A 21,503-nucleotide genomic window follows, 5' to 3' on the forward strand; every position below is an offset into this window, starting at 1 on the left:
TCAGTCAACAAGGATGTTGAATGTACCGGCCTCTTCGCGAGCAAGCCCGCTCCCACACCGGATGTTTATTGCCCACAGAATTCGGGTTTGATCCAAAGTCTGCGGGCTGTGCCGTCAAATCAACCGCGGTGACGACCGCGGAAGTAGTTGATCAGCCCTTGGGTCGAGGCGTCCTCGGCCGGGGTTTCTTCGCTGCCGACCAGGCGGTTGTAGACGCCTTTGCCCAGCTCTTTGCCCAGTTCCACACCCCACTGGTCGAAGGCGTTGATGCCCCAGATCACGCTTTGCACGAAGACCTTGTGTTCGTACATCGCCACCAGAGCGCCGAGGCGACGCGGGCTGATGCGCTCGACCACCAGAGTATTGCTCGGACGGTTGCCCGGGATCACCTTGTGCGGTGCAAGCTTTTGCACTTCGGCTTCGCTCATGCCTTTGTCACGCAGCTCGGTTTCGGCCTCGGCAAGGGTCTTGCCGAGCATCAGCGCCTGGCTCTGGGACAGGCAGTTGGCGTACAGCCACTGGTGGTGGTCGGACACCGGGTTGAAGCTGACGATCGGCACGATGAAGTCGGCCGGGATCAGTTGGGTGCCCTGGTGCAGCAACTGGTGGTAGGCGTGCTGACCGTTGCAGCCAACGCCGCCCCAGATCACCGGTCCGGTGTCGGTGGACACGGGCTTGCCGTCCTGGCGCACGCTCTTGCCGTTGGATTCCATGTCCAGCTGTTGCAGGTGCTTGGTGATGTTACGCAGGTAGTGATCGTACGGCAGGATCGCATGGCTTTGCGCACCCCAGAAGTTGCCGTACCACACGCCGAGCAAGGCCAGCAGCACCGGCATGTTCTGTTCGAACGGTGCGCTCTGGAAGTGCTGGTCCATGGTGTAGGCACCGGACAGCAATTCCTTGAAGTTGGACATGCCGATGGCCAGGGCAATCGGCAAACCGATGGCCGACCACAGCGAGTAGCGCCCGCCGACCCAGTCCCACATCGGGAAGATGTTCTCTTCGCGGATGCCGAACGCCACCGCGGCGGCGTTGTTGCTCGATACCGCGATGAAGTGGCGATACAGCTCGGCTTCCGAACCACCCTGGGCCAGATACCAGGCACGGGCGGCCTGGGCGTTCTTCAGGGTTTCGAGGGTGTTGAAGGATTTCGACGAGACGATGAACAGCGTGGTCTCGGCGCGCAGCTTCATGGTCAGTTCATGGAACTCGCTGCCGTCGATGTTTGCCAGGTAATGGCAGCGCACGCCTTTCTGGGCGTAGGACAGCAAGGCTTCGGATACCAGCTCCGGGCCGAGGAAGGAGCCGCCGATGCCGATGTTGACCACGTCGGTGATTGGTTTTTCGGTGTAACCACGCCACAGACCATCGTGGATACGGCCGACGAGGTCGGTGATCTGGTTCAGTACCTTGTGCACTTCCGGCATCACGTTGACGCCATTGACCGACAGCTTGTCGCCAACCGGGCGGCGCAGGGCAGTGTGCAGGGCTGGACGGCCTTCGGAAGAGTTGACGATTTCGCCGTCGAACAACGACTTGATCGCACCCTTGAGGTCGACTTCGTTGGCCAGGCCCACCAGCAAGTTGCGGGTCTCGGCGTTGATCAGGTTTTTCGAGTAGTCGAGAAACAGGCCGCAACTGCTGAGGGTGAATTGAGTAAAACGCTGCGGATCGGCATTGAAGGCTTCGCGCATGCTGAAATCCTGCATGGCTTGGCGGTGGTCATTCAACGCTTGCCAGGCAGGCAGAGCGGTAACGTCGTGAGGAGTGCGGTAATACGCCATCGCTGCGGGTTTCCTTATTACTTGAACGGCCTTTTGAACACTAAAAATCCCGGAGCGCTGTGGGTGGGCGTTCCGGTCAACTGCGTCGACACGATTTCATGGCGCAGGGCGAATACAGTAAACCCCGCGCAATGATCTGTCTTGACTTTGTCTGACCTGTTTCCGGTACTTTTTTAACATCAAGTCAGGAATAGTCCGACAAACGGAAGAGACAGGGCTCGGATCAGGCGACCTGGACCGGAATGGCGTTGCTGGTGTGGCTCAGTTCATTGCCCGGTGCCATGTAGAGCATGCGCGGCTTGAAGTTGAGCAGTTCGGCTTCGCTGTAGTGGGCATACGCGCAGATGATCACGCGATCGCCGACCTTGGCCTTGTGCGCTGCGGCGCCATTGACCGAGATCATGCGCGAACCCTCTTCGCCACGGATGGCGTAGGTGGTGAAGCGTTCGCCGTTGTCGACGTTGTAGATCTGGATCTGTTCGTACTCGCGGATGCCGGACAGGTCCAGCCATTCACCGTCGATGGCGCAGGAGCCTTCGTAATCGAGTACAGCGTGGGTGACTTCGGCGCGATGCAGCTTGGCTTTGAGCATGATGGCGTGCATGAGTGTTTCCCAGGTCGGAATCGAACGGCGGGCAGTTTGCCCGAAGGGTTTGTGGGCGGCAATACAGTCTGTTTGGGCACAGATGCCCCTGTAGGAGAGAGCTTGCTCGCGATGGACGTTAACGATTACGCGTATTTCCTGAATGTACGCGGCGCGTCGGAGTTCATCGCGAGCAGGCTCGCTCCTACAGGGGAATTTCGGTGATTAGATCGGCGCGTCGAGGTTCAGGTGCAGGTTGTCGATCAACCGCGTCGTCCCCAGGAACGCCGCCACCAGAATCACCAGGTCCCGATCTTCCGGCGTCGCCGGACGCAAGGTCAGGGCGTGGCGAATTTCCAGGTAATCCGGGCGCAGGCCGGCAGCTTCGAGCTGTTGCAATTTCACGCGGATCAACGCCGGGAAGTCGCGCTCACCTTGCTTGATCGCCCCGGCGATCTCGCTCAACGTGCGGTACACCGCCGGCGCCACAGCCCGCTGCTCTTCGTTGAGGAAACCGTTGCGCGACGACAGCGCCAGGCCATCGGCCGCCCTTACGGTCGGCTCACCGATGATCTGGATCGGCATGTTCAGGTCATGTACCAGTGCGCGAATCACCGCCAGTTGCTGGAAGTCTTTCTCGCCGAAAATCGCCAGGTCCGGCTGGACCATGTTGAACAGCTTGCTGACCACCGTCGCCACGCCTTCGAAATGCCCCGGCCGGCTGGCTCCGCACAGTCCTTCGGACAATTGCGGGACACTGACGCGGGTCTGGCCGGTCATGCCGTCGGGATACATCTCTTCAACAGTGGGGGCAAACAGCAGGTGGCAACCGGCCTGGAGCAGTTTTTCCTGGTCGGCGGCGAGAGTGCGCGGGTACTTGTCGAGGTCTTCGCCTGCACCGAATTGCAGTGGGTTGACGAAAACGCTCGCGACCACGAAGTCCGCCCGCTGGGAGGCTTTGGTCACCAGCGCAACGTGGCCGCTGTGCAGGTTGCCCATGGTTGGCACAAAGGCGATGCGCTTGCCTTCGCTACGGGCACGGGCCACGGCGGCCCGCAGTTCGCGTACGGTTTTTACGGTGTTCATGCAGAGAATCCGTGTTCGATCCCAGGGAAGGTCGCCGCTTTGACTTCAGTCACGTAGGCACTCAGTGCAGCTTCAATGCTGGTCTGGCCAGTCATGAAGTTTTTCACGAATTTTGGCATGCGGCCGGAAATGGACAGCCCCAGCATGTCGTGCAGAACCAGCACCTGGCCATCGGTGCCATTGCCGGCGCCAATACCAATCACCGGGATCTTCACCGCCTGGGTGATTTCTTCTGCCAGTTCGCTCGGGACGCACTCGAGCAGCAGCATTGCCGCGCCGGCCTGTTCCAGGGAGATCGCGTCGGCACGCATCTGCCGCGCCTGGTTTTCGTTGCGGCCCTGGACCTTGTAGCCGCCAAGGATATTCACCGATTGCGGTGTCAGGCCCATGTGCGCGCAGACAGGGATGCCGCGCTCGGCCAGCAGGCGGATCGAATCGGCCAGCCACAACGCCCCTTCAACCTTGACCATGTGCGCGCCAGCCTGCATCAACAGCGCGCTGTTGGTCATGGCTTGCTCGGTGGTGGCATAGGCCATGAAAGGCAGGTCGGCGAGGATGAAGGCATCGCTATTACCGCGTTTTACGGCGGCCACGTGGTAAGCCATTTCGGCGGTGGTGACAGGCAAGGTGCTGTCGTGGCCCTGCAAAACCATGCCGAGGGAGTCGCCCACCAGCAGCACTTCGACGCCGGCCTGATTGCAGGCATGGGCGAAGGTCGCGTCGTAGCAGGTCAGCATGGTGATCTTTTCACCTTTTTGCTTCAGACCTTGCAGGGTGGTCAGGGTAATGGCTGGCATGAAAAGTTCCTCATTCAGGCGCTGTGGAAACTACTGCGAGTAACGCGCGTGATTCTTCGTTAAATACAGGCGCACGCTCTTTTTGTCGTGCTTTTAAGGCCTGGATTGCGCCCTTGAACGCCGTGTTGGCGGCAGCGGGACGCCTATAGTCGTGAGGAGAACGAGGGAAGTCAATTGCGTGTGTTACCGCATTGTTACGGGTGGGGTGTTACCGGGGTAACTGATGCGATTCAGCAGTAGATCTTGTGCGCGACACAAAACCAATGTGGGAGCGGGCTTGCTCGCGAAAGCGGCCTGACAGTCAACTTTCATGTTGAATGTTAACTCGTCTTCGCGAGCAAGCCCGCTCCCACAGGGATTTTGGTCAGGTCGGGGGAAGGCGTTCCAGGCCGACGAACGGGCATACCTTGAGCAGTTCGGCCAGGGTGCGGCCATCGGCCAGTTGCAGATCCGCAGGTGCCAATTCCGCCAGCGGATAAAGCACGAAGGCCCGTTCCTGCATGTGGTAATGGGGAACCTTGAGGCGCGGTTCGTCGATCAGGCGATCACCGAACAGCAGGATGTCGAGGTCCAGCGTGCGTGGCCCCCAGCGCTCGAGGCGCTCGCGACCCTGGCCGTTTTCAATGGCTTGCAAGGCATCCAGCAGTTCCAGCGGCGCCAGCGTGCTCTCAAGAGCAGCCACCGCATTGGTGTAGCGCGGTTGTCCGGGAAGCAGCGAGTCGCTTTGATAAAACGCAGAAACCCCGACCAGCTCCGATTGCGGCAAGTCCGCCAGCGCCTCGACGGCGCTGCACAGTTGTTCGGCAGGGTCAGCCAGATTGCTGCCCATGCCGATGTAGATGCGTTCCATGGATTACTCGCCCGTAGTGCTCGAAGCACCGGCGGCGCGTTTGCGTTTGGATCCACCGCTGCGACGACGCTTGCGCGGGGCGCCGGTGCCTTCGTCCTTGCCGCTGAGGTCGCGAATCATGTCGCGGCGCTCACTGTCGTTGGCGTCCTGGTAGTCCGTCCACCATTCGCCCAGGCCGTCGGTCTGCTCGCCAGCGCTTTCGCGTAGCAACAGGAAGTCGTAGCCGGCGCGGAAGCGCGGATTGTCCAGCAACAGATCGGCACGCTTGCCGCTGCGGCGCGGCAGGCGTTCCTGCATATCCCAGATCTCGCGGATCGGCATGGTGAAGCGTTTCGGAATCGCGATCCGCTGGCACTGTTCGGCAATCAACTCGTGCGCCGCTTCCTGCATGGCTGGAATCGGTGGCATGCCACGCTCCTGCAGACGCAGGACCCGCGCCGGCAGGGCAGGCCAGAGCAGGGCAGCAAACAGGAACGCCGGGGTAACCGGTTTGTTCTGCTTGATCCGCAGGTCGGTATTGATCAGGGCTTCGCTGATCAGGGTGTGGGTGTACGTCGGGTTGTATTCCAGTGCTTCGGCGCTGGCCGGGAACAGTGGATCGAACAATTGCAGGTCGACCAGCATTTCAAACGTATCGGCGGCATGGCCGGAGAGGAACAGCTTGAGTACTTCTTCGAACAGGCGCGCCGACGGGATCTCGCGCAGCATCGGCGCCAGGTCGCGGATCGGTAGGGCGCTGTGTTTTTCGATGCCGAAGTTCAGCTTGGCGGCGAAACGCACGGCCCGCAGCATGCGTACCGGGTCTTCCTGATAGCGTTGCTTCGGATCGCCGATCAGGCGGATCAGGTGATTGCGGATGTCGTGTACGCCATTGGCGTAGTCAAGGATGCGTTCACTGACCGGATCGTAATACAGGGCATTGATGGTGAAGTCGCGACGTTGCGCGTCTTCTTCCAGGGTGCCATAGACGTTATCGCGCAAGATGCGCCCGCTTTCGTTGCGGGAGGACTGGTTGCTGTCTTCCTCGTCTTCGTTTTGCGGGTGATTGGCGCGGAAGGTCGCGACTTCGATGATTTCGCGGCCGAAGTGGATATGCACCAGTTTGAATCGGCGCCCGATGATTCGCGCGTTACGGAATTCGGCCCGTACCTGCTCGGGGGTGGCGCTGGTGGCGACGTCGAAATCTTTCGGTGTGATACCCAGCAGCATGTCGCGCACGCAACCGCCAACCAGGTAAGCCTGATAACCGGCGCTCTGCAGGCGTTCAACGATATTCACCGCGTAGCGGCTGAATTGCGCCTTCTGCAGCGAGTGTTGGCCGCTGTTGAGCACTTCAGGCGTGCTGCGAATGTGTTGCGTAGGACGCTTGGGAGAACGGAATGACTGGAACAGCTTCTTCAGCATGGGATGCACTGTTTGAAGGAATATTCGGCCATAACAGAAGAATGACCGCATGATGGGCGGGGATTCTAGCATTTAGTCGGGGGATGGTGTAGGACACTGTAGGAGCGAGCTTGCTCGCGATGGTCGTGAACGATTACGCGGAAAACCAGATGCCCAGTGTTGCCTGTGGGTTTTTCGCGAGCAAGCTCGCTCCTACAGGTACGGGTACAGGAAGCGGGGAATCACAGAAACCACAAGGGGAGCCGAAGCTCCCCAAGAAGTAGTTGCATGCTCTATTTTTATTTTTGGTTTTGGGCTTCTTGTTTTTGTTGAGCGCCCTCGCCATGAAGTTTTCCTTCATGACCCTCCCAATCGGGAGCCAAGAGCAAACGGATTGCTTTGGTCGCTGAATTGCAGTGATCTTTCGATCCAACCAGTACAGGCTCTGTCTTGGGACAGTTTTTTGTTGTTCTCGGCCTGGTCGTGGGGCAAGCCCCAAATACAACGCCTCTCCAAAAGAATCAGTTAGCTGCGCCTCTCGCCGTCTTGTTTTTATTGTGCGTGAGTCGATACGTCTTATTTTTATTGTCTTGTGCATTGCTTGTTATTGTTCTTGTACCAAACATATAGCAGGGTGCGTGCCAACTTTTGCGAAACCCAATAAAACAAGGGGTTAGGCCGGTTTGAAGGTATTTCGAAGGCCAAAAAAAACCGGGGCTTCGTTACCGGAAGCCCCGGCTTCTGTTACGTGAAAAAGCTGAGGTAACAGTTTTTTCCACAAAGTCACGTGTTACCCGCACATCAGACAGGCGCGGTTCAGCTCTCGCTGGCCACCCCGGTCTTGCGCCGTGGAATGCCCAGGCGTTGACGGCGCTCCCACAGGCATTTGCGACTGACCCCGAGCTTGCGAGCCAGCTCGGTTTCGGTCATGTGGTCCTGATGCTCGAGAACGAAATGCTGGAAGTAATCTTCCAGGGAGAGGTCTTCGGTCGGCTCGTGGTTGTTGTTGCTGGCATTGCCGTTGCCCTGTTGTGGGGGCAGGCCAATGAACTCGTCGTCTTCCAGGTCACCCAGTTCGATGTCGATGCCCAGCAGTTCGGCAGAAATCTCCGGGCTTTCGCACAGGATAACGGCGCGCTCGACGGCGTTCTCCAGTTCACGAACGTTGCCCGGCCAGGAATAGTGACGAATGGCTTGCTCGGCATCTGCGGCAAACTTCAGGTCGGTGCGGTTGATTCGCGCGCTTTGCCGTGCGAGGAAGGCGTTGGCGATTTCGTTGACGTCGGCACCGCGTTCGCGCAGGGCTGGCAGCTTCAGCGCGATAACGTGGAGGCGATAATACAAGTCTTCGCGGAACTGGCCGATCTTCGCCAGGCTCTTGAGGTCGCGGTGAGTCGCTGCGATCAGGCGCACATCGACTTTTTGCGACTGCACCGAGCCCACGCGACGAATTTCGCCTTCCTGCAATACACGTAGCAGGCGAGCCTGGGCTTCCAGCGGCAGTTCGCCGATTTCATCGAGGAACAAGGTGCCGCCATCCGCCGCTTCCACCAGCCCGGCGCGCCCGGCGCTGGCGCCGGTGAATGCGCCCTTCTCGTGGCCGAACAGTTCGGATTCGATCAGGCTTTCCGGAATGGCCGCGCAGTTCACCGAAATCATCGGCGCCTTGGCGCGTTTGGACAGGTTGTGCAGGGCGCGCGCCACCAGCTCTTTACCGGTGCCCGATTCGCCCTGGATCAGAACGTTGGAATCGGTCGGCGCGACTTTGCGGATCTTGCCGTACAGGTCCTGCATCGGCGGGCACGAGCCGATAATGCCGATTTCACCGTTGCTGTTGTCGGTAGCGGATTTCACCGAACCGTTGGCAGCCTTGCCGGCAACCGCTTCACCACCGGCTTGTGCCGTTTGTCGGTCACGCAGGATTCGTGCGGCGGCTTGCAGCATTTCGTCGTGGTCGAATGGCTTGGCAATGTAATCCACTGCGCCCATTTTCATCGAGTCGACCGCCGAGCGCAGGCTGGCATAGCTGGTCATGATCAGCACTGGCGTGCCTTGGGCGAGCTTGATCAACTCCGTGCCAGGCGCACCCGGCAGGCGCAGGTCGCTGACGATCAGATCGAACGAGGGAATGGTGAAGCGTTCTTGTGCTTCCTGCACTGAACCGGCTTCGCTGACCTGGTACTGGTTACGTTCCAGCAGGCGGCGCAAGGCGGAGCGGATAATGGTTTCGTCTTCGACGATCAAAATGTGCGGCATTGATTCGATACTCTCGACGGTCTCAGTTCACAGCGGACGTCGCTTCGACATGACGCGGCAAGGTAACCCTGATTCGGGTGCCGCGTTGGCTTTGAACATCAGCCGGGCTGTCGATGGTGATTTGTCCATAATGCTCTTCAACGATGGAATAGACCAGTGCAAGGCCCAGACCGGTGCCTTCGCCAGGGTCCTTGGTGGTGAAGAAAGGTTCGAACAATCGGTCCATGATGCTCGAGGGAATACCGCTGCCTTCGTCCTCCACGATCAGATCGACCGTGTGTTCGCCGGCTTCGCTCTTGACCCGTACCGCACTGCCGGGAGGCGAGGCGTCACGGGCGTTTGAAAGCAGGTTGATCAATACCTGGGCCAGCCGTTGCGGGTCGCCTTCGACCCAGTGTTCGGGGTCGCACAGGTTGTAGAACTGCACTTCGAAATTGCGTCGGTTCAGGGCCAGCAGGCCGATGGCATCCTGAGCTACTTCGGCCAGACAGACGGGCTCGTCACTGTGTTGATGGCTGCCGGCATGGGCAAAGCTCATCAGCGACTGGACAATGCGCGATACGCGTTTGGTCTGTTCGAGGATCTGGCCGCTGATTTCCTTCAGCTCACCGTCTTCTTCCCGTTCTTCGCGCAGGTTCTGCGCCAGGCACGCGATACCGGTGATCGGGTTGCCGATTTCATGGGCTACGCCGGCCGCCAGTCGACCGATGCTGGCCAGGCGCTCGGAGTGCACCAGCTTATCCTCGAGCATCTGGGTTTCGGTCAGGTCCTCGACCAGCAATACCAGGCCGCTGTTGCCCGGTGCCAGTGGCTCATCGATGGCCGCTTTGTGCAGGTTCAGCCAGCGGGTCTGGCCATCGAGGGCCAGGTGCTGTTTGTGCAAGTGCTCGTCCGGCAGATTGATGAAACCTTGCAGCAGTTCTTTCCATGGGTCGGCAATGGTACTCAGGCGCGAACCGACCACGCGCTGCGCAGCGATGCCGGTGAGTTCCTCCATGGCCTTGTTCCACATGAGGATTTCCTGATCCTTGGCCAGCGAGCAAACGCCCATTGGCAATTCCTGCAGGGTCTGGCGGTGATAGCGGCGCAGGGCATCGAGTTCGGCGGCCAGGCCTGTCAGGCGCGAGTGGTAGTCCTCGAGACGGCTTTCGATGAAGTGAATGTCTTCGGTGACGTAGTTTTCGCCGCCGGCCTTGTATGGCAGGAACGTCTCGACCATGTCCTGGGCCACGCTCGGCCCCATCAGGCCGGAGAGGTTGGCTTCGATGCGGTCACGCAAGCGGCGCAGGGCATACGGCCGGCGTTCGTCGAAGGGCAGATAGAGGTCGCGCAGTGCTTGTTCCACTTCCTTCTGCGCCGCTTTTGCACCCAATGGTTTTGCGAGCTGTGTGGCGAATTCCTGGGGCGAGGCGGCGTGCAGTTCCCGGCGTTGCGGGCGGCGAACGTTATCCACGGCACAGGCTTCGGCAGCGCTGGCTTCTTCGGTGCTGGCGTTGGTGAATAGCGAGATCAGGGTGAACATCAGCACGTTGGCCGCCAGCGAGGCAATCGCTGCCATGTGCCAGCTGGTGTCATCCAGCACGTAGATCATGTTCAGCAGCGGAATGTAGAAGCCTTGCAGATTGCCGACCAGCGGCAGCAGCATGGTCACCAGCCACACCAGAATCCCCGCCAGCAAACCGGCAATGAAACCGCGGCGGTTGGCGGTCGGCCAATACAGGACCGAGAGCACACCCGGCAGGAACTGCAAGGTGGCGACGAACGCGACAATGCCGAGGTTGGCCAGGTCCTGTTCTGCACCGAGCATCAGGTAGAAGCCATAGCCGGCCATGATGATCGCGACAATCAGCGCCCGGCGGGTCCACTTCAGCCAGCGGTAGATGTTGCCTTCGGCCGGTGGCTGGTACAGCGGCAGCACCAGGTGGTTCAAGGCCATTCCGGACAGTGCCAGCGTAGTGACGATGATCAGGCCGCTGGCGGCGGAGAGCCCGCCGACGTACGCCAGCAACGCCAGTGCCTTGCTGTTGGCGGCAATGCCGATGCCCAGGGTGAAGTATTCCGGATTGGTGGTGGCGCCCAGTTTCAGGCCGGCCCAGAGAATCAGCGGCACCGCCAGGCTCATCAGCAGCAGGAACAGCGGCAGGCCCCAGCTCGCACTGACCAGCGAGCGCGGGTTGAGGTTCTCGGTAAAGGTCATGTGATACATGTGCGGCATCACGATCGCCGAGGCGAAGAACACCAGCAACAGCGTACGCCACGGGCCTTCCTGCAAAGGTGTGTGCAGGGCAGCGAGTGCGGTCTGGTTTTGCAGTAGCCAGAGCTCAAGTTGTTGCGGACCGTCGAACACGCCGTAAAGCGCATACAGCCCGACACCGCCGAGGGCGATCAGCTTGATCACCGACTCGAAGGCAATCGCAAACACCAGGCCTTCATGCTTCTCGCGGGTGGCGATGTGGCGGGAACCGAAGAAAATCGTGAACAGCGTAATCAATGCGCAGAAGCTCAGGGCCACGCGATTCTGCACCGGCTCGCGGGTGAGAATGCCGATGGAGTCGGCGACCGCCTGAATCTGCAAGGCCAGCAGCGGCAGTACGCCGACCAGCATGAAAATCGTGGTCAGCGCTCCGGCCCAGGTGCTGCGGAAGCGGAAGGCAAACAGGTCCGCCAAAGACGACAGTTGATAGGTGCGGGTGATCTTCAGGATCGGGTAGAGCAACACCGGCGCCAGCAGAAATGCCCCGGAGACACCCAGGTAACTGGACAGAAAACCGTAGCCATACTGATAGGCCAGGCCCACGGTGCCGTAAAACGCCCAGGCACTGGCGTAGACGCCCAGTGACAGGGTGTAGGTCAGCGGGTGGCGAATGATCGCCCGCGGGATCATGCCCCGTTCACTGATCCAGGCCACGCCGAACAGCACCGCCAGGTACGCGGCGCTGATCAGGATCATCTGGGTCAGGCTAAAGCTCATCGGCATCTTTTTGGCTCTGCAGGATGAAGGTCACGACGATCAGAATCAGCCAGAGCAGATAAGGGCGATACCAGGCGCCAGTGGCGTCGATCCACCAATCCATGATGGCCGGGGAAAACAGGTAAATCCCCACTACCAAAAGCAGGACCAAGCGATAGATGTACATCCCGGCCTCTCTTTTTTATGCGCGTGCCCGAAAACGTGCGGCGATGGTAACGGATGGGCGCGCCACTGCAAGTGCGATCACAATAGCTGTGCCTCGGGCAGGTTCAGTGTGCGCGGGATCAATGAAGCATCCCAGTGGGCAATGCCCCAGTTCAACACTTCCCGTGGCGTGGCGTAAGCCAGTTCGGTTCCCGGGTTCTGTCCCAGTGCCCGCAGCGCCCGCAGCAACAGCGGCGTTGCCTGATCCTCGGTCAACGGCGGCGAACGGTAGGATTTACCCAGTTTATTGCCATCAGGCTGAGTAATCAGCGGGATATGCAGATAACGCGGTTGAGGCAGGCCGAGCAGTTCCTGCAGGTAGAGCTGGCGGGGCGTGGAGTCCAGCAGGTCGGCACCCCGAACGATATCGGTGATGCCCTGCCAGGCATCGTCCAGGACCACGGCCAATTGGTAGGCGTAGAGCCCGTCGCGGCGGCGGATCACGAAGTCGCCGACTTCCCGGCCCAGGTGTTGGCGGTATTCGCCCTGCACCCGGTCGAGGAAGTGGTATTCCAGTTCCGGAACGCGCAGGCGGATGGCAGCATCGTCAGTGCCATGGCCGGCATTGCGGCACAGCCCCGGATAAATCCCGTTATACGGTTCCAGCTGTTTGCGTGAACAGGTGCAGGCGTAGGCCAGGCCGTGATTGAACAGGCGATCGATCACCTCGGCGTAGGCATCGTGCCGTTCGCTTTGGCGGACCAGGTCACCATCCCACTCGAAGCCATAGCTTTCCAGAGCCTTGAGAATGGCCGCCTGGGCGCCGGGTTCTTCACGGGGCGGATCAAGGTCTTCCATGCGCATCAGCCAGCGTCCGCCCACCGAGCGCGCGTCAAGGTAGGAGGCCAGCGCGGCGACCAGTGAACCAAAATGCAGGTGGCCGCTGGGCGTCGGGGCGAAACGCCCGATGTAGGTGGGGGAGGTGGTGGCGGTCATCAGGGCAAGGCTACTTATTCCAGGCGGTCGTCAGATTCCTGTAGGAGCGAGCTTGCTCGCGATTGCCGTCAACGATAACGCTGGGAGCCTGGTACCCCGCGGCGTTCTCAGGTTCATCGCGAACAAGCTCGCTCCTACAGTGATGGCGATTTTAATCGCAACGGGCATCAGCGAATTTTGGAAACAAAAACGGAGCGTTCGCACGCTCCGTTCTTCGATCAAGTCGCAATTATTTGCCGACTTGCTTTTCCTTGATTTCCGCCAGGGTCTTGCAGTCGATGCACAGGTCGGCGGTAGGGCGTGCTTCGAGGCGCTTGACACCAATTTCGATGCCGCAGGATTCACACCAGCCGTACTCTTCGTCTTCGATCAGCTGAAGGGTCTTGTCGATCTTCTTGATCAACTTGCGTTCACGATCGCGGGCACGCAGTTCGAGGGCGAATTCCTCTTCCTGGCTGGCACGGTCTGCCGGATCAGGAAAGTTGGCCGCTTCGTCCTTCATGTGGTCCACGGTCTTGTCGACACCTTCCATCAGCTCTTTTTTCCACTGATTCAGAACCTTGGTGAAGTGCTTGCGCATGGGCTCGCCCATGTACTCTTCGCCGGCTTTCTGAACATAGGGCTCGAAGCCGCTGATCGTCTGGTTTTGCTGCTTTGCTTGGGTGGACATGAAATAGACCGCCTCTACTCTTGTAATCCATCTGCGCAGGATTGCTCCATCACCGACACCTGCCGGCCCCGCGGCTGCAAGCGGGCGAACTTACCAGATCAACTCGGGCCGCGCTACTCCCGGATGTCGAGCTCGCGGCACATGGTGCTTGCCAATGATGACAAACCGTTGTCTGGTGGCTCTGGAACCCTGCTCAATTATTGATTTTAGTCAAACCTTGCGTAAGCGCTTGAGTCGTTTGTGGTCGGGGTTATAAGGCCTCTGACCGCTTTAGGTTCTCGCTCGTTCCTGCGCTTGGGTAGAATCGGCTTTTTTCCCCTGTTGAAGGAAGGCCAATGGCTCAGCCCTACAGTGCCCGCAGTCGCGCGATCGAACCTTTCCATGTCATGGCGCTGTTGGCGCGGGCCAATGAATTGCAGGCAGCCGGTCATGATGTGATCCACCTGGAAATCGGCGAGCCGGACTTCACCACCGCCGAACCGATCATCCAGGCCGGCCAGGCTGCGCTGGCGGCAGGGCGGACCCGTTATACCGCCGCGCGCGGTATTCCGGAGCTGCGCGAGGCCATCTCGGGCTTTTATCAGCAGCGTTATGGTTTGAACATCGACCCTCGGCGCATCCTCATCACCCCCGGCGGATCCGGCGCGTTGCTGCTGGCCAGCGCTTTGCTGGTAGACCCCGGTAAGCACTGGCTGCTGGCGGACCCGGGCTACCCGTGTAACCGGCATTTCCTGCGACTGGTGGAAGGCGCGGCACAACTGGTACCGGTCGGTCCCGATGTGCGTTATCAATTGACGCCCGGCCTGATCGAGCGTCATTGGGACCACGACAGCGTTGGCGCATTGGTGGCGTCACCGGCCAATCCGACCGGCACGATCCTGACCCGCGACGAGCTGGCGAAGCTGTCTGTCGCAATCAAGGAGCGTCACGGTCATCTGGTGGTCGACGAGATTTATCATGGCCTGACCTATGGCACCGATGCGGCCAGCGTGCTGGAAGTCGACGACAGTGCGTTCGTTCTGAATAGTTTTTCGAAGTATTTCGGGATGACCGGTTGGCGGCTGGGATGGCTGGTAGCCCCCGACGCTGCCGTCGGTGAGTTGGAAAAGCTCGCCCAGAATCTCTATATCAGTGCCCCAAGCATGGCGCAGTACGCTGCACTGGCGTGTTTCGAGCCAGCAACCATCAGCATTCTCGAAGAGCGTCGCGCCGAATTTGGCCGGCGTCGGGATTATCTGCTGCCGGCCTTGCGGGAAATGGGCTTCGGCATTGCGGTGGAGCCGGAGGGTGCTTTCTATTTGTACGCCGATATCAGCAAGTTCGGCGGCGATGCCTTCGCGTTCTGCAAACACTTTCTCGAAACCGAGCATGTGGCATTCACCCCGGGGCTGGATTTCGGGCGTTACCAGGCCGGGCATCATGTGCGGTTCGCCTATACGCAAAATCTCGAGCGTTTGCAGGAGGCGGTCGAGCGCATTGCCCGTGGGTTGCGGAGCTGGCAAGGCTGATGCGATTTCATCCTCCACTCGAAGAAGGTCGCCTGATTCGTCGTTACAAGCGTTTTCTCGCCGATATCGAAACCGTTGGCGGCGAGTTGTTGACCATTCACTGCCCGAATACCGGCTCGATGCTCAATTGTCAGGTCGAGGGCGGGCAGGTCTGGTTCAGCCGCTCCAACGACCCGAAACGAAAGTTGCCCGGCACTTGGGAGATCGGTGAAACCCCGCAAGGGCGGCTGTTTTGCGTGAACACCGCCCGGGCCAATGGTTTGGTCGAAGAGGCGCTACGCGCGGGCGTCATCACTGAGCTTAACGGCTTTACCGGGCTCAAGCGTGAAGTGGCTTATGGTCAGGAAAACAGTCGCATCGATTTTCGCCTTGATTACCCCGACGGGCCGGCCTACGTCGAAGTCAAAAGCGTGACCCTGGGCTTCGACGGTACGGCGGTGGCGGCGTTTCCCGATGCGGTCACCCAGCGTGGCGCCAAGCATCTGCGGGAGCTGGCCCATTTGGCCAGGGACGGTATTCGCGCGGTGCAGTTGTACTGCGTTTGCCTGACCGACATCGAGGCCGTTCGTCCGGCGCAGGAAATCGATGCGGCTTATGCGCAGGCCTTGCGTGAGGCGGTGGCCTGTGGGGTCGAAGTGCTGGCCTATGGCGTGCGCCTGACCCATGAAGAGATGGTGGTGGATCGACGTCTGGAAGTGTTGCCCGGCGGCTAAAGGCTGATCCAGATCCCTTGTTCATCTTCGCGACAGGCCACGGCGGTCAAGGCTTGCCCCGCGCAAGGGCCGGCGACGCATTCACCGTCTTCGATCAGGAACAGTGCGCCATGGGTGGCGCACTGGATCAGGCTGTTGCTGGGGTCGAGAAACTGGTCGGGATGCCACTCCAGACCGACTCCCCGGTGTGGGCAGCGATTGATGTAGACAAAAACCTGCCCGCTGCGACGCACCGCAAAAAGCTTTTGACCATCGATGTCGAACCCGCGGCTGCTGTCGTTGACCAGCACGGCGCCTGCGCAAAGCAACTTCATGTCTATCCTCGGTCCCGCAGCTCGTGACCGGAGATGTCCGAGCTTGATGGTTAAATGCTACAAATTATCAAATGACCGTCTTGCCCGCTGGGTACAAGTGTCTGTCGTCGAGGATACTTGGCCTGCTCCTTCGATGCCCGGGAAACCTTTAAAGGGAAGCTGTTTATGGGCTTGATCACCCGCGTCGCCGTGATCTGCATGGGGCATCCGTCACCTGATCCGGTAAGTACTTTTCCACAGGCAAAAAAAGACCCGGCAAGAGCCGGGTCAAATAACCGTGATTAGCCTGATGAGGAGATAATCTGAGAGTCCGAACCAAGGGCTTTTCAGAAAATCGACCAGTCTCGCGACCAGTTGTGATAATCATATCGATTCTCATTACCAAGTCAACCGCTGTTTCCCGAATTCTTTTCGAATTGCCGGATTTTCGACTGCAGGCCCCGTAATCATTGGGTGTCAGCTTGCAAGGCTTCAGTAAATTTTGTCGTATCAGTTCTTGTGGCGTGAAGAGATGGCTTCCAGTTGTCTATTCAACGCCTCCTTGCGCTCAGCAGGTATGTCATTCCAGTGAACGTCCATCAGGGCGCCTTCGATTGCGTACAACAACACCTTGGACGCTCGAAAGCCGCGCGTACGCACGGCCCGATAAGCATCCACCGCCCCGAGGCGACGCAAGTCCGAAGCGCTATGGATGCCCACGGCATGCAGCCATTGCGCTGACGTCTTGCCAAGATTCTTCAGGTGTTGCAGTTCATCATTCATCAAGCCTCCTTGCGATGGCCGAATGGAGATCGTGGGCAATCTTCTGAGGAGTGTAGCCATCAGCAGGAAAAGCGTGATTGTTTGCTCGTTTTCGACGCAAATGCTTCTAAGAGGCGAGTATTGGCAGTGTGTGAAAAGTCTGCGAACGCGGGAGGAAGAGGCGGGGAACAATCAGGAATTACGGGTGAATATGCCCCGCAGTCCAGCGCAATGTGGGCGCTGGACGTGTCAGTCAGCGACGTTGATCAGCGGGTGCGATAGCGCAATCGCGTGCCGAAGTTCATCGACATCAGGATTTCGTCGGCACTGAGTTCCACTGGAAAGTAGGCGCCGGAGATTTGCGCGTGGGCCAGGCTCGCGCCTTCCAGATTCGCCTTGCGAAAATCGATGCCGCGCAAGTCGGCGGAACGGAAGTAGGCGTCGCTGAAGTCCACGCCGTCAGCATTCAGCTCGCGCAGGTCCAGCCCCCGGAAGTCTCCACCCACCATATCGATGGGGCCATCCTTGGGGCGTTCACTGTTGAAGCCTCTGATGTCGTCTTTGTGCAGCAGGGCATAAAGCGGAGTGTCGAGAAGTTTCGGCTGGCTCATGTCGCATCACCTGATGGTTTTATGACGCCAGTATAGTGCCACTATTTGACAGTCGTGAAGCCAGTGCCGGCCTCACGACTGAAATAGTTTCCTACAGGCCTGGCAGGCGCTGGCGAATCTGTGCCACAACGGTATCGAGAGTCCCGCTTTCATTGGTCTGCACACGCTTGCTGCAGAGGATTTCCGCGGGCGTCAGCGCTTCACGGCTGGCTTGCTGGGCTGCGATAACAGCCAGGGTGGCGTCGGACGGGTCTTTTTTGTCTGCCTGGCGCACAGCCAGCCAGCTTTCGATCACGGCCTGTGGCGCATTGCAGTCGAGAATCAGGAACGGTGCGCCGGTGGCCTCGGCCACCTTCGCGGCGCTGTCACGCTGATCACGCTTGAGGTAAGAGGCATCGACCACCACCGGGAAGCCCGCACGCAGAATGACGTCGGCAATTTCGTGCAGGCGGGCATAGGTCGCTGCGCTGGCGTCGGCACTATAGATGCCGGCCTGTACGTCATTCTCGACGGTTTGCTCGCCGAACAGACGCTTGCGCTCGACATCGGAGCGCAGGCGAATCGCGCCCAGGGCTTCGACCAGGCGCATGGCGACATGGCTCTTGCCGACGGCGGAAACGCCGTGGGTAATGGCCATGAAGCGCGAAGGAATGGTGCTGTAGCTTTCCGCCAGGTTGGCGTAGTTGCGGTACTGGCGCAGGGTTGTGGCGCGCTGCACGGCAGTCGCTTCTGCCGGCATGCTGAACAGGGCGACTTTGGCGCGAACCAGTGCGCGGTAGGCTTTGTAGAAGTTCAGCAGTTCAAGGCCGCGATAGTCGCCGGTCAGCTCCAGGTACTGGCTGATGAAACGACGCGCGAGGCACTTCAGGCCGCGATCTTCCAGGTCCATGGCCAGGAAGCCGGTGTCGGCATAAACGTCGGTAAAGCGAAACGGTTCGTTGAATTCGATGCAGTCGAAGATCACGACCTTGCCATCGATCACGGTCGCGTTGCCCAAGTGGATATCACCGTGGCATTCACGAATGAAACCTTCGGCCTTGCGCTGGGCGAACAGTGGTTTGAGGCGCTCGAAGCTGCTTTCGGCCCAGGCTTGCAGGGCGTCGAGTTGCAGCAGGTCGGTTTTGTCGCTGAGGAACGGACGGATCTGTTCGAAGTTCTGCCGCACTGGCGCCATGACGCTGTCCGGGGTGCCGGCCTCATGCTCGGCTGGCACTTTCGGTGCGCTGAGGTGGAAGCGGGCGATTTGTTCGGCCATCTCGTCGATGTGTGCGGTGGTCAGTTCGCCATTGGCCTGAAGGGTGCTCAGCAATCCGTTTTGCGGGAACTGGCGCATCTTCAGGACATATTCGATGGCCGGGCCTTCGCCGCCCAGTTGCGGAGCCTCGGCGCTGCCGGTGACGGGCAGCACTTCGAGGTACAGATCGTCAGTCAGGCGCTGGTTCAGGCGCAGCTCTTCAGTGCAAAAGTGTTCGCGAGCTTCAAGGCTGGTGAAGTCGAGAAAACCGAAATTGACCGGCTTCTTCACTTTATAGGCGAAGGGGCCTGTGAGAACGACCCAGGAAATATGGGTTTCGATGACCTGGAATCCGTCTACAGGATGCGGGTAGAGGGCAGGGTTTTGCAGGGCAGCGATCAGGGACTGGCTCACGGGCGATCCTTCAGAGTCTGGAAAATCAAGGCGGCCATTATGGCCGTAACTCCGCTTGGCGCAAACCTCGGAGCGCTCCTGTCGGGTATGAATAAAGTGCGTATAATCCGCCGCCATGACTCGTACTCGAACTCCCCGCACCCCAAAAAAACCACCCTCCAGGGGCCTGCGCCCTTGGTTGGGCTGGGCCATTAAACTCAGTCTGGTCGGCCTGGTAGTGCTGGCCGGATTCGCCGTTTACCTTGATGCAATCGTCCAGGAGAAGTTCTCCGGCAAGCGCTGGACCATTCCGGCCAAGGTTTACGCGCGCCCGCTCGAGCTGTTCGTCGGACAAAAGCTGAGCAGGGACGATTTCCTCACCGAGCTCGATGCCCTGGGCTATCGCCGTGAAAGCGTGGCTAACGGTCCGGGAGCTGCGTCGGTCAACGGCAATACCGTTGACCTGAACACCCGTGGCTTCCAGTTCTATGAAGGCATGGAGCAAGCGCAGCCGGTGCGCGTGCGTTTCTCTGGCGATTACGTGGCGGAACTGTCGGGAGCAAAGGACTCGAAGCTTTCCGTGGTGCGCCTGGAGCCGCTGCTGATCGGCGGTCTGTACCCGAAAAACCTCGAAGACCGGATCCTGATCAAGATCGATCAGGTGCCGCCGTACTTGCTTGAAACGCTGGTGGCTGTCGAGGACCGCGATTTTTATCATCACTTTGGTGTTTCGCCGAAGTCGATCGCCCGTGCAATCTGGGTCAACGGTGCGGCCGGCCGCATGCGTCAGGGCGGCAGTACGCTGACTCAGCAGCTGGTCAAAAACTTCTACCTGACCAACGAGCGCAGCCTGAGCCGCAAACTCACCGAAGCGATGATGGCGCTGCTGCTTGAGCTGCATTACGACAAGCGCGAAATCCTCGAGGCTTACCTCAACGAGGTGTTTATCGGGCAGGACGGTCAGCGCGCGGTGCACGGTTTCGGTCTGGCCAGCCAGTTCTTCTTCAGCCAGCCACTGGCCGAACTCAAGCTGCATCAGGTCGCACTGCTGGTGGGCATGGTCAAAGGGCCTTCTTCCTATAACCCGCGTCGTAATCCAGAGCGTGCCCTTGAGCGGCGCAATCTGGTGCTCGATGTCCTGCAAGAGCAGGGCGTCGCGACTGCCGAGCAGGTTGAGGCCGCGAAGAAAATGCCGCTGGGGGTGACCACGCGCGGCAGTCTGGCGGACAGCTCGTTCCCCGGCTTCCTCGATCTGGTCAAGCGTCAATTGCGCGAAGACTATCGCGACGAAGACTTGACCGAGGAAGGTCTGCGGATCTTCACCAGTTTCGACCCGATCCTGCAGATGAAGGCCGAGGCGTCGGTCAACGACACCTTCAAGCGCCTGGCCGGGCGCAAGGGTTCCGATGACGTCGAAGCGGCAATGGTGGTGACCAACCCGGAGACCGGCGAAGTACAGGCCATGATCGGCAGTCGCCAGGCCAGCTTTGCCGGGTTCAACCGGGCGCTGGATGCGGTACGGCCGATCGGCTCGCTGATCAAGCCTGCGGTTTATCTGACTGCGCTGGAGAAGCCTAGCCAGTACACATTGACCAGTTGGCTGTCGGACGAATCCTTCTCGGTCAAGGGCGCCGACGGCCAGGTCTGGAAACCGCAGAACTACGATCGTCGTTCTCACGGTACCGTCTTCCTTTATCAAGGCCTGGCGCATTCCTACAACCTGTCGACCGCGCGTCTCGGTCTGGCGGTCGGCGTGCCGAACGTCCTGAAGACGCTGGCGCGCCTGGGTGTGACTCGTGAGTTCCCGGCCTTCCCGTCGATGTTGCTCGGCGCTGGCGGCATGACGCCTATCGAAGTCGCGACCATGTACCAGACCCTCGCCAATGGAGGCTTCAATACGCCGATGCGCGGGATCCGTAGCGTGCTGACTGCCGAGGGCGAGCCGCTCAAGCGTTATCCGTTCCAGATTCAGCAGCGTTTCGATCCGGCCTCCATTTACCTGATCCAGAGCGCCATGCAGCGTGTGATGCGTGAAGGTACTGGCAGCTCGGTTTATAACGTGTTGCCAAGGACTCTGACCCTGGCGGGTAAAACCGGTACCAGTAACGACTCGCGGGACAGTTGGTTTGCCGGTTTCAGCCAGGACTTGCTGGCGGTGGTCTGGCTGGGTCGCGACGACAACGGCAAGACGCCATTCACTGGCGCCACCGGGGCCTTGCAGGTCTGGACCAGCTTCATGCGCAAGGCCGATCCACTTCCCCTGGACATGCCACAGCCGGACAATATCGTTCAGGCCTGGGTTGATTCGCGAACCGGGCAAGGTTCTGATGCCGGTTGCCCCGGTGCCGTGCAGATGCCGTATATTCGCGGCAGCGAACCGCCTCCCGGCGCCGCCTGCGGTGGTGAAAACCCTGCCGAGACGGTGATGGATTGGGTCAAGGGCTGGATGAATTAAGCAAAGAGGGCTTC

The 21,503-nt window shown here is 59.7% G+C and carries 18 protein-coding genes; 3 read left to right on the forward strand and 15 right to left on the reverse strand.

Annotated elements, in window-relative coordinates:
- Nucleotides 1–119: 119 nt before the first annotated feature.
- The 11 genes from pgi to dksA form a co-directional block, all read right to left on the reverse strand.
- Complete coding sequence (gene pgi / locus ACEN8Q_RS27460; protein WP_223500462.1) at nucleotides 120–1,784, reverse strand: glucose-6-phosphate isomerase; 1,665 nt, start codon at nucleotides 1,782–1,784, stop codon at nucleotides 120–122.
- Nucleotides 1,785–2,007: 223 nt separating this feature from the next.
- Nucleotides 2,008–2,388, reverse strand: a complete 381-nt coding sequence (gene panD / locus ACEN8Q_RS27465) for an aspartate 1-decarboxylase (RefSeq protein ID WP_003228271.1) — start codon at nucleotides 2,386–2,388, stop codon at nucleotides 2,008–2,010.
- A 204-nt stretch (nucleotides 2,389–2,592) separates the two neighbouring features.
- A complete protein-coding gene (gene panC, locus ACEN8Q_RS27470) occupies nucleotides 2,593–3,453 on the reverse strand; it encodes a pantoate--beta-alanine ligase (protein WP_413426307.1) in 861 nt (286 codons plus the stop codon).
- Nucleotides 3,450–4,250 carry a 3-methyl-2-oxobutanoate hydroxymethyltransferase gene (panB, locus tag ACEN8Q_RS27475; protein WP_413704004.1) on the reverse strand — a complete coding sequence of 267 codons (801 nt, stop codon included), beginning with the start codon at nucleotides 4,248–4,250 and terminating at the stop codon, nucleotides 3,450–3,452. Before panB ends, panC begins: the two co-directional genes overlap by 4 nt.
- A 364-nt stretch (nucleotides 4,251–4,614) precedes the next feature.
- Nucleotides 4,615–5,100, reverse strand: a complete 486-nt coding sequence (gene folK, locus ACEN8Q_RS27480; RefSeq protein WP_413704005.1) for a 2-amino-4-hydroxy-6-hydroxymethyldihydropteridine diphosphokinase — start codon at nucleotides 5,098–5,100, stop codon at nucleotides 4,615–4,617.
- A 3-nt stretch (nucleotides 5,101–5,103) separates the two neighbouring features.
- Nucleotides 5,104–6,504, reverse strand: coding sequence for a polynucleotide adenylyltransferase PcnB (locus tag ACEN8Q_RS27485; RefSeq protein WP_007990946.1), 1,401 nt, complete (start codon nucleotides 6,502–6,504; stop codon nucleotides 5,104–5,106).
- 795 nt (nucleotides 6,505–7,299) lie between these two features.
- Nucleotides 7,300–8,739: a sigma-54-dependent transcriptional regulator gene (locus ACEN8Q_RS27490; RefSeq protein ID WP_413426301.1), complete on the reverse strand. Its 1,440-nt coding sequence runs from the start codon at nucleotides 8,737–8,739 to the stop codon at nucleotides 7,300–7,302.
- Between the two features lie 22 nt (nucleotides 8,740–8,761).
- Nucleotides 8,762–11,716, reverse strand: coding sequence for a sensor histidine kinase (locus ACEN8Q_RS27495; RefSeq protein ID WP_007971103.1), 2,955 nt, complete (start codon nucleotides 11,714–11,716; stop codon nucleotides 8,762–8,764).
- Nucleotides 11,700–11,876 (reverse strand): hypothetical protein, encoded by a 177-nt coding sequence (locus ACEN8Q_RS27500; RefSeq protein ID WP_003176118.1) that lies wholly within the window; start codon nucleotides 11,874–11,876, stop codon nucleotides 11,700–11,702. Before ACEN8Q_RS27500 ends, ACEN8Q_RS27495 begins: the two co-directional genes overlap by 17 nt.
- Before the next feature lie 77 nt (nucleotides 11,877–11,953).
- A complete protein-coding gene (gene gluQRS / locus ACEN8Q_RS27505; protein WP_413704006.1) occupies nucleotides 11,954–12,850 on the reverse strand; it encodes a tRNA glutamyl-Q(34) synthetase GluQRS in 897 nt (298 codons plus the stop codon).
- Between the two features lie 229 nt (nucleotides 12,851–13,079).
- Entirely contained in the window at nucleotides 13,080–13,520 is a 441-nt protein-coding gene (dksA, locus tag ACEN8Q_RS27510) for an RNA polymerase-binding protein DksA (protein WP_007995322.1), read from the reverse strand.
- A gap of 335 nt (nucleotides 13,521–13,855) precedes the next feature.
- Here dksA and ACEN8Q_RS27515 point away from each other — a divergent pair, with 335 nt between their 5' ends.
- Complete coding sequence (locus ACEN8Q_RS27515) at nucleotides 13,856–15,028, forward strand: pyridoxal phosphate-dependent aminotransferase (protein WP_413426296.1); 1,173 nt, start codon at nucleotides 13,856–13,858, stop codon at nucleotides 15,026–15,028.
- Nucleotides 15,028–15,741, forward strand: a complete 714-nt coding sequence (gene sfsA, locus ACEN8Q_RS27520) for a DNA/RNA nuclease SfsA (protein WP_413426294.1) — start codon at nucleotides 15,028–15,030, stop codon at nucleotides 15,739–15,741. Before ACEN8Q_RS27515 ends, sfsA begins: the two co-directional genes overlap by 1 nt.
- Here sfsA and ACEN8Q_RS27525 read toward each other — a convergent pair.
- The 4 genes from ACEN8Q_RS27525 to ACEN8Q_RS27540 all read right to left on the reverse strand — a co-directional run bounded on the left by ACEN8Q_RS27525 (nucleotide 15,738) and on the right by ACEN8Q_RS27540 (nucleotide 19,055).
- Nucleotides 15,738–16,055: a Rieske (2Fe-2S) protein gene (locus ACEN8Q_RS27525; protein WP_008020493.1), complete on the reverse strand. Its 318-nt coding sequence runs from the start codon at nucleotides 16,053–16,055 to the stop codon at nucleotides 15,738–15,740. The genes sfsA and ACEN8Q_RS27525 overlap by 4 nt on opposite strands.
- A 489-nt stretch (nucleotides 16,056–16,544) precedes the next feature.
- Entirely contained in the window at nucleotides 16,545–16,817 is a 273-nt protein-coding gene (locus tag ACEN8Q_RS27530) for a TfoX/Sxy family protein (protein WP_008020494.1), read from the reverse strand.
- 245 nt (nucleotides 16,818–17,062) lie between these two features.
- Entirely contained in the window at nucleotides 17,063–17,407 is a 345-nt protein-coding gene (locus ACEN8Q_RS27535; RefSeq protein ID WP_008020496.1) for a pentapeptide repeat-containing protein, read from the reverse strand.
- 91 nt (nucleotides 17,408–17,498) lie between these two features.
- Nucleotides 17,499–19,055: an AAA family ATPase gene (locus ACEN8Q_RS27540; protein ID WP_413704007.1), complete on the reverse strand. Its 1,557-nt coding sequence runs from the start codon at nucleotides 19,053–19,055 to the stop codon at nucleotides 17,499–17,501.
- Nucleotides 19,056–19,170: 115 nt separating this feature from the next.
- On the opposite strand from ACEN8Q_RS27540, the gene mrcB reads away from it, so the two are divergent.
- Complete coding sequence (gene mrcB / locus ACEN8Q_RS27545; protein WP_413704008.1) at nucleotides 19,171–21,489, forward strand: penicillin-binding protein 1B; 2,319 nt, start codon at nucleotides 19,171–19,173, stop codon at nucleotides 21,487–21,489.
- The last annotated feature ends 14 nt before the right edge of the window (nucleotides 21,490–21,503 follow it).

The organism is Pseudomonas sp. Pseusp16 (genome assembly GCF_047324915.1).
In the GTDB taxonomy this organism is placed as follows: domain Bacteria; phylum Pseudomonadota; class Gammaproteobacteria; order Pseudomonadales; family Pseudomonadaceae; genus Aquipseudomonas; species Aquipseudomonas fluorescens_CD.

What these genes read in the sequence shown, in the direction of transcription:
- pgi (WP_223500462.1), bottom strand. Translation starts at nt 1,784, where the DNA reads ATGGCGTATTACCGCACTCCTCACGACGTTACCGCTCTGCCTGCCTGG.
- panD (WP_003228271.1), bottom strand. Translation starts at nt 2,388, where the DNA reads ATGCACGCCATCATGCTCAAAGCCAAGCTGCATCGCGCCGAAGTCACC.
- panC (WP_413426307.1), bottom strand. Translation starts at nt 3,453, where the DNA reads ATGAACACCGTAAAAACCGTACGCGAACTGCGGGCCGCCGTGGCCCGT.
- panB (WP_413704004.1), bottom strand. Translation starts at nt 4,250, where the DNA reads ATGCCAGCCATTACCCTGACCACCCTGCAAGGTCTGAAGCAAAAAGGT.
- folK (WP_413704005.1), bottom strand. Translation starts at nt 5,100, where the DNA reads ATGGAACGCATCTACATCGGCATGGGCAGCAATCTGGCTGACCCTGCC.
- ACEN8Q_RS27485 (WP_007990946.1), bottom strand. Translation starts at nt 6,504, where the DNA reads ATGCTGAAGAAGCTGTTCCAGTCATTCCGTTCTCCCAAGCGTCCTACG.
- ACEN8Q_RS27490 (WP_413426301.1), bottom strand. Translation starts at nt 8,739, where the DNA reads ATGCCGCACATTTTGATCGTCGAAGACGAAACCATTATCCGCTCCGCC.
- ACEN8Q_RS27495 (WP_007971103.1), bottom strand. Translation starts at nt 11,716, where the DNA reads ATGCCGATGAGCTTTAGCCTGACCCAGATGATCCTGATCAGCGCCGCG.
- ACEN8Q_RS27500 (WP_003176118.1), bottom strand. Translation starts at nt 11,876, where the DNA reads ATGTACATCTATCGCTTGGTCCTGCTTTTGGTAGTGGGGATTTACCTG.
- gluQRS (WP_413704006.1), bottom strand. Translation starts at nt 12,850, where the DNA reads ATGACCGCCACCACCTCCCCCACCTACATCGGGCGTTTCGCCCCGACG.
- dksA (WP_007995322.1), bottom strand. Translation starts at nt 13,520, where the DNA reads ATGTCCACCCAAGCAAAGCAGCAAAACCAGACGATCAGCGGCTTCGAG.
- ACEN8Q_RS27515 (WP_413426296.1), top strand. Translation starts at nt 13,856, where the DNA reads ATGGCTCAGCCCTACAGTGCCCGCAGTCGCGCGATCGAACCTTTCCAT.
- sfsA (WP_413426294.1), top strand. Translation starts at nt 15,028, where the DNA reads ATGCGATTTCATCCTCCACTCGAAGAAGGTCGCCTGATTCGTCGTTAC.
- ACEN8Q_RS27525 (WP_008020493.1), bottom strand. Translation starts at nt 16,055, where the DNA reads ATGAAGTTGCTTTGCGCAGGCGCCGTGCTGGTCAACGACAGCAGCCGC.
- ACEN8Q_RS27530 (WP_008020494.1), bottom strand. Translation starts at nt 16,817, where the DNA reads ATGAATGATGAACTGCAACACCTGAAGAATCTTGGCAAGACGTCAGCG.
- ACEN8Q_RS27535 (WP_008020496.1), bottom strand. Translation starts at nt 17,407, where the DNA reads ATGAGCCAGCCGAAACTTCTCGACACTCCGCTTTATGCCCTGCTGCAC.
- mrcB (WP_413704008.1), top strand. Translation starts at nt 19,171, where the DNA reads ATGACTCGTACTCGAACTCCCCGCACCCCAAAAAAACCACCCTCCAGG.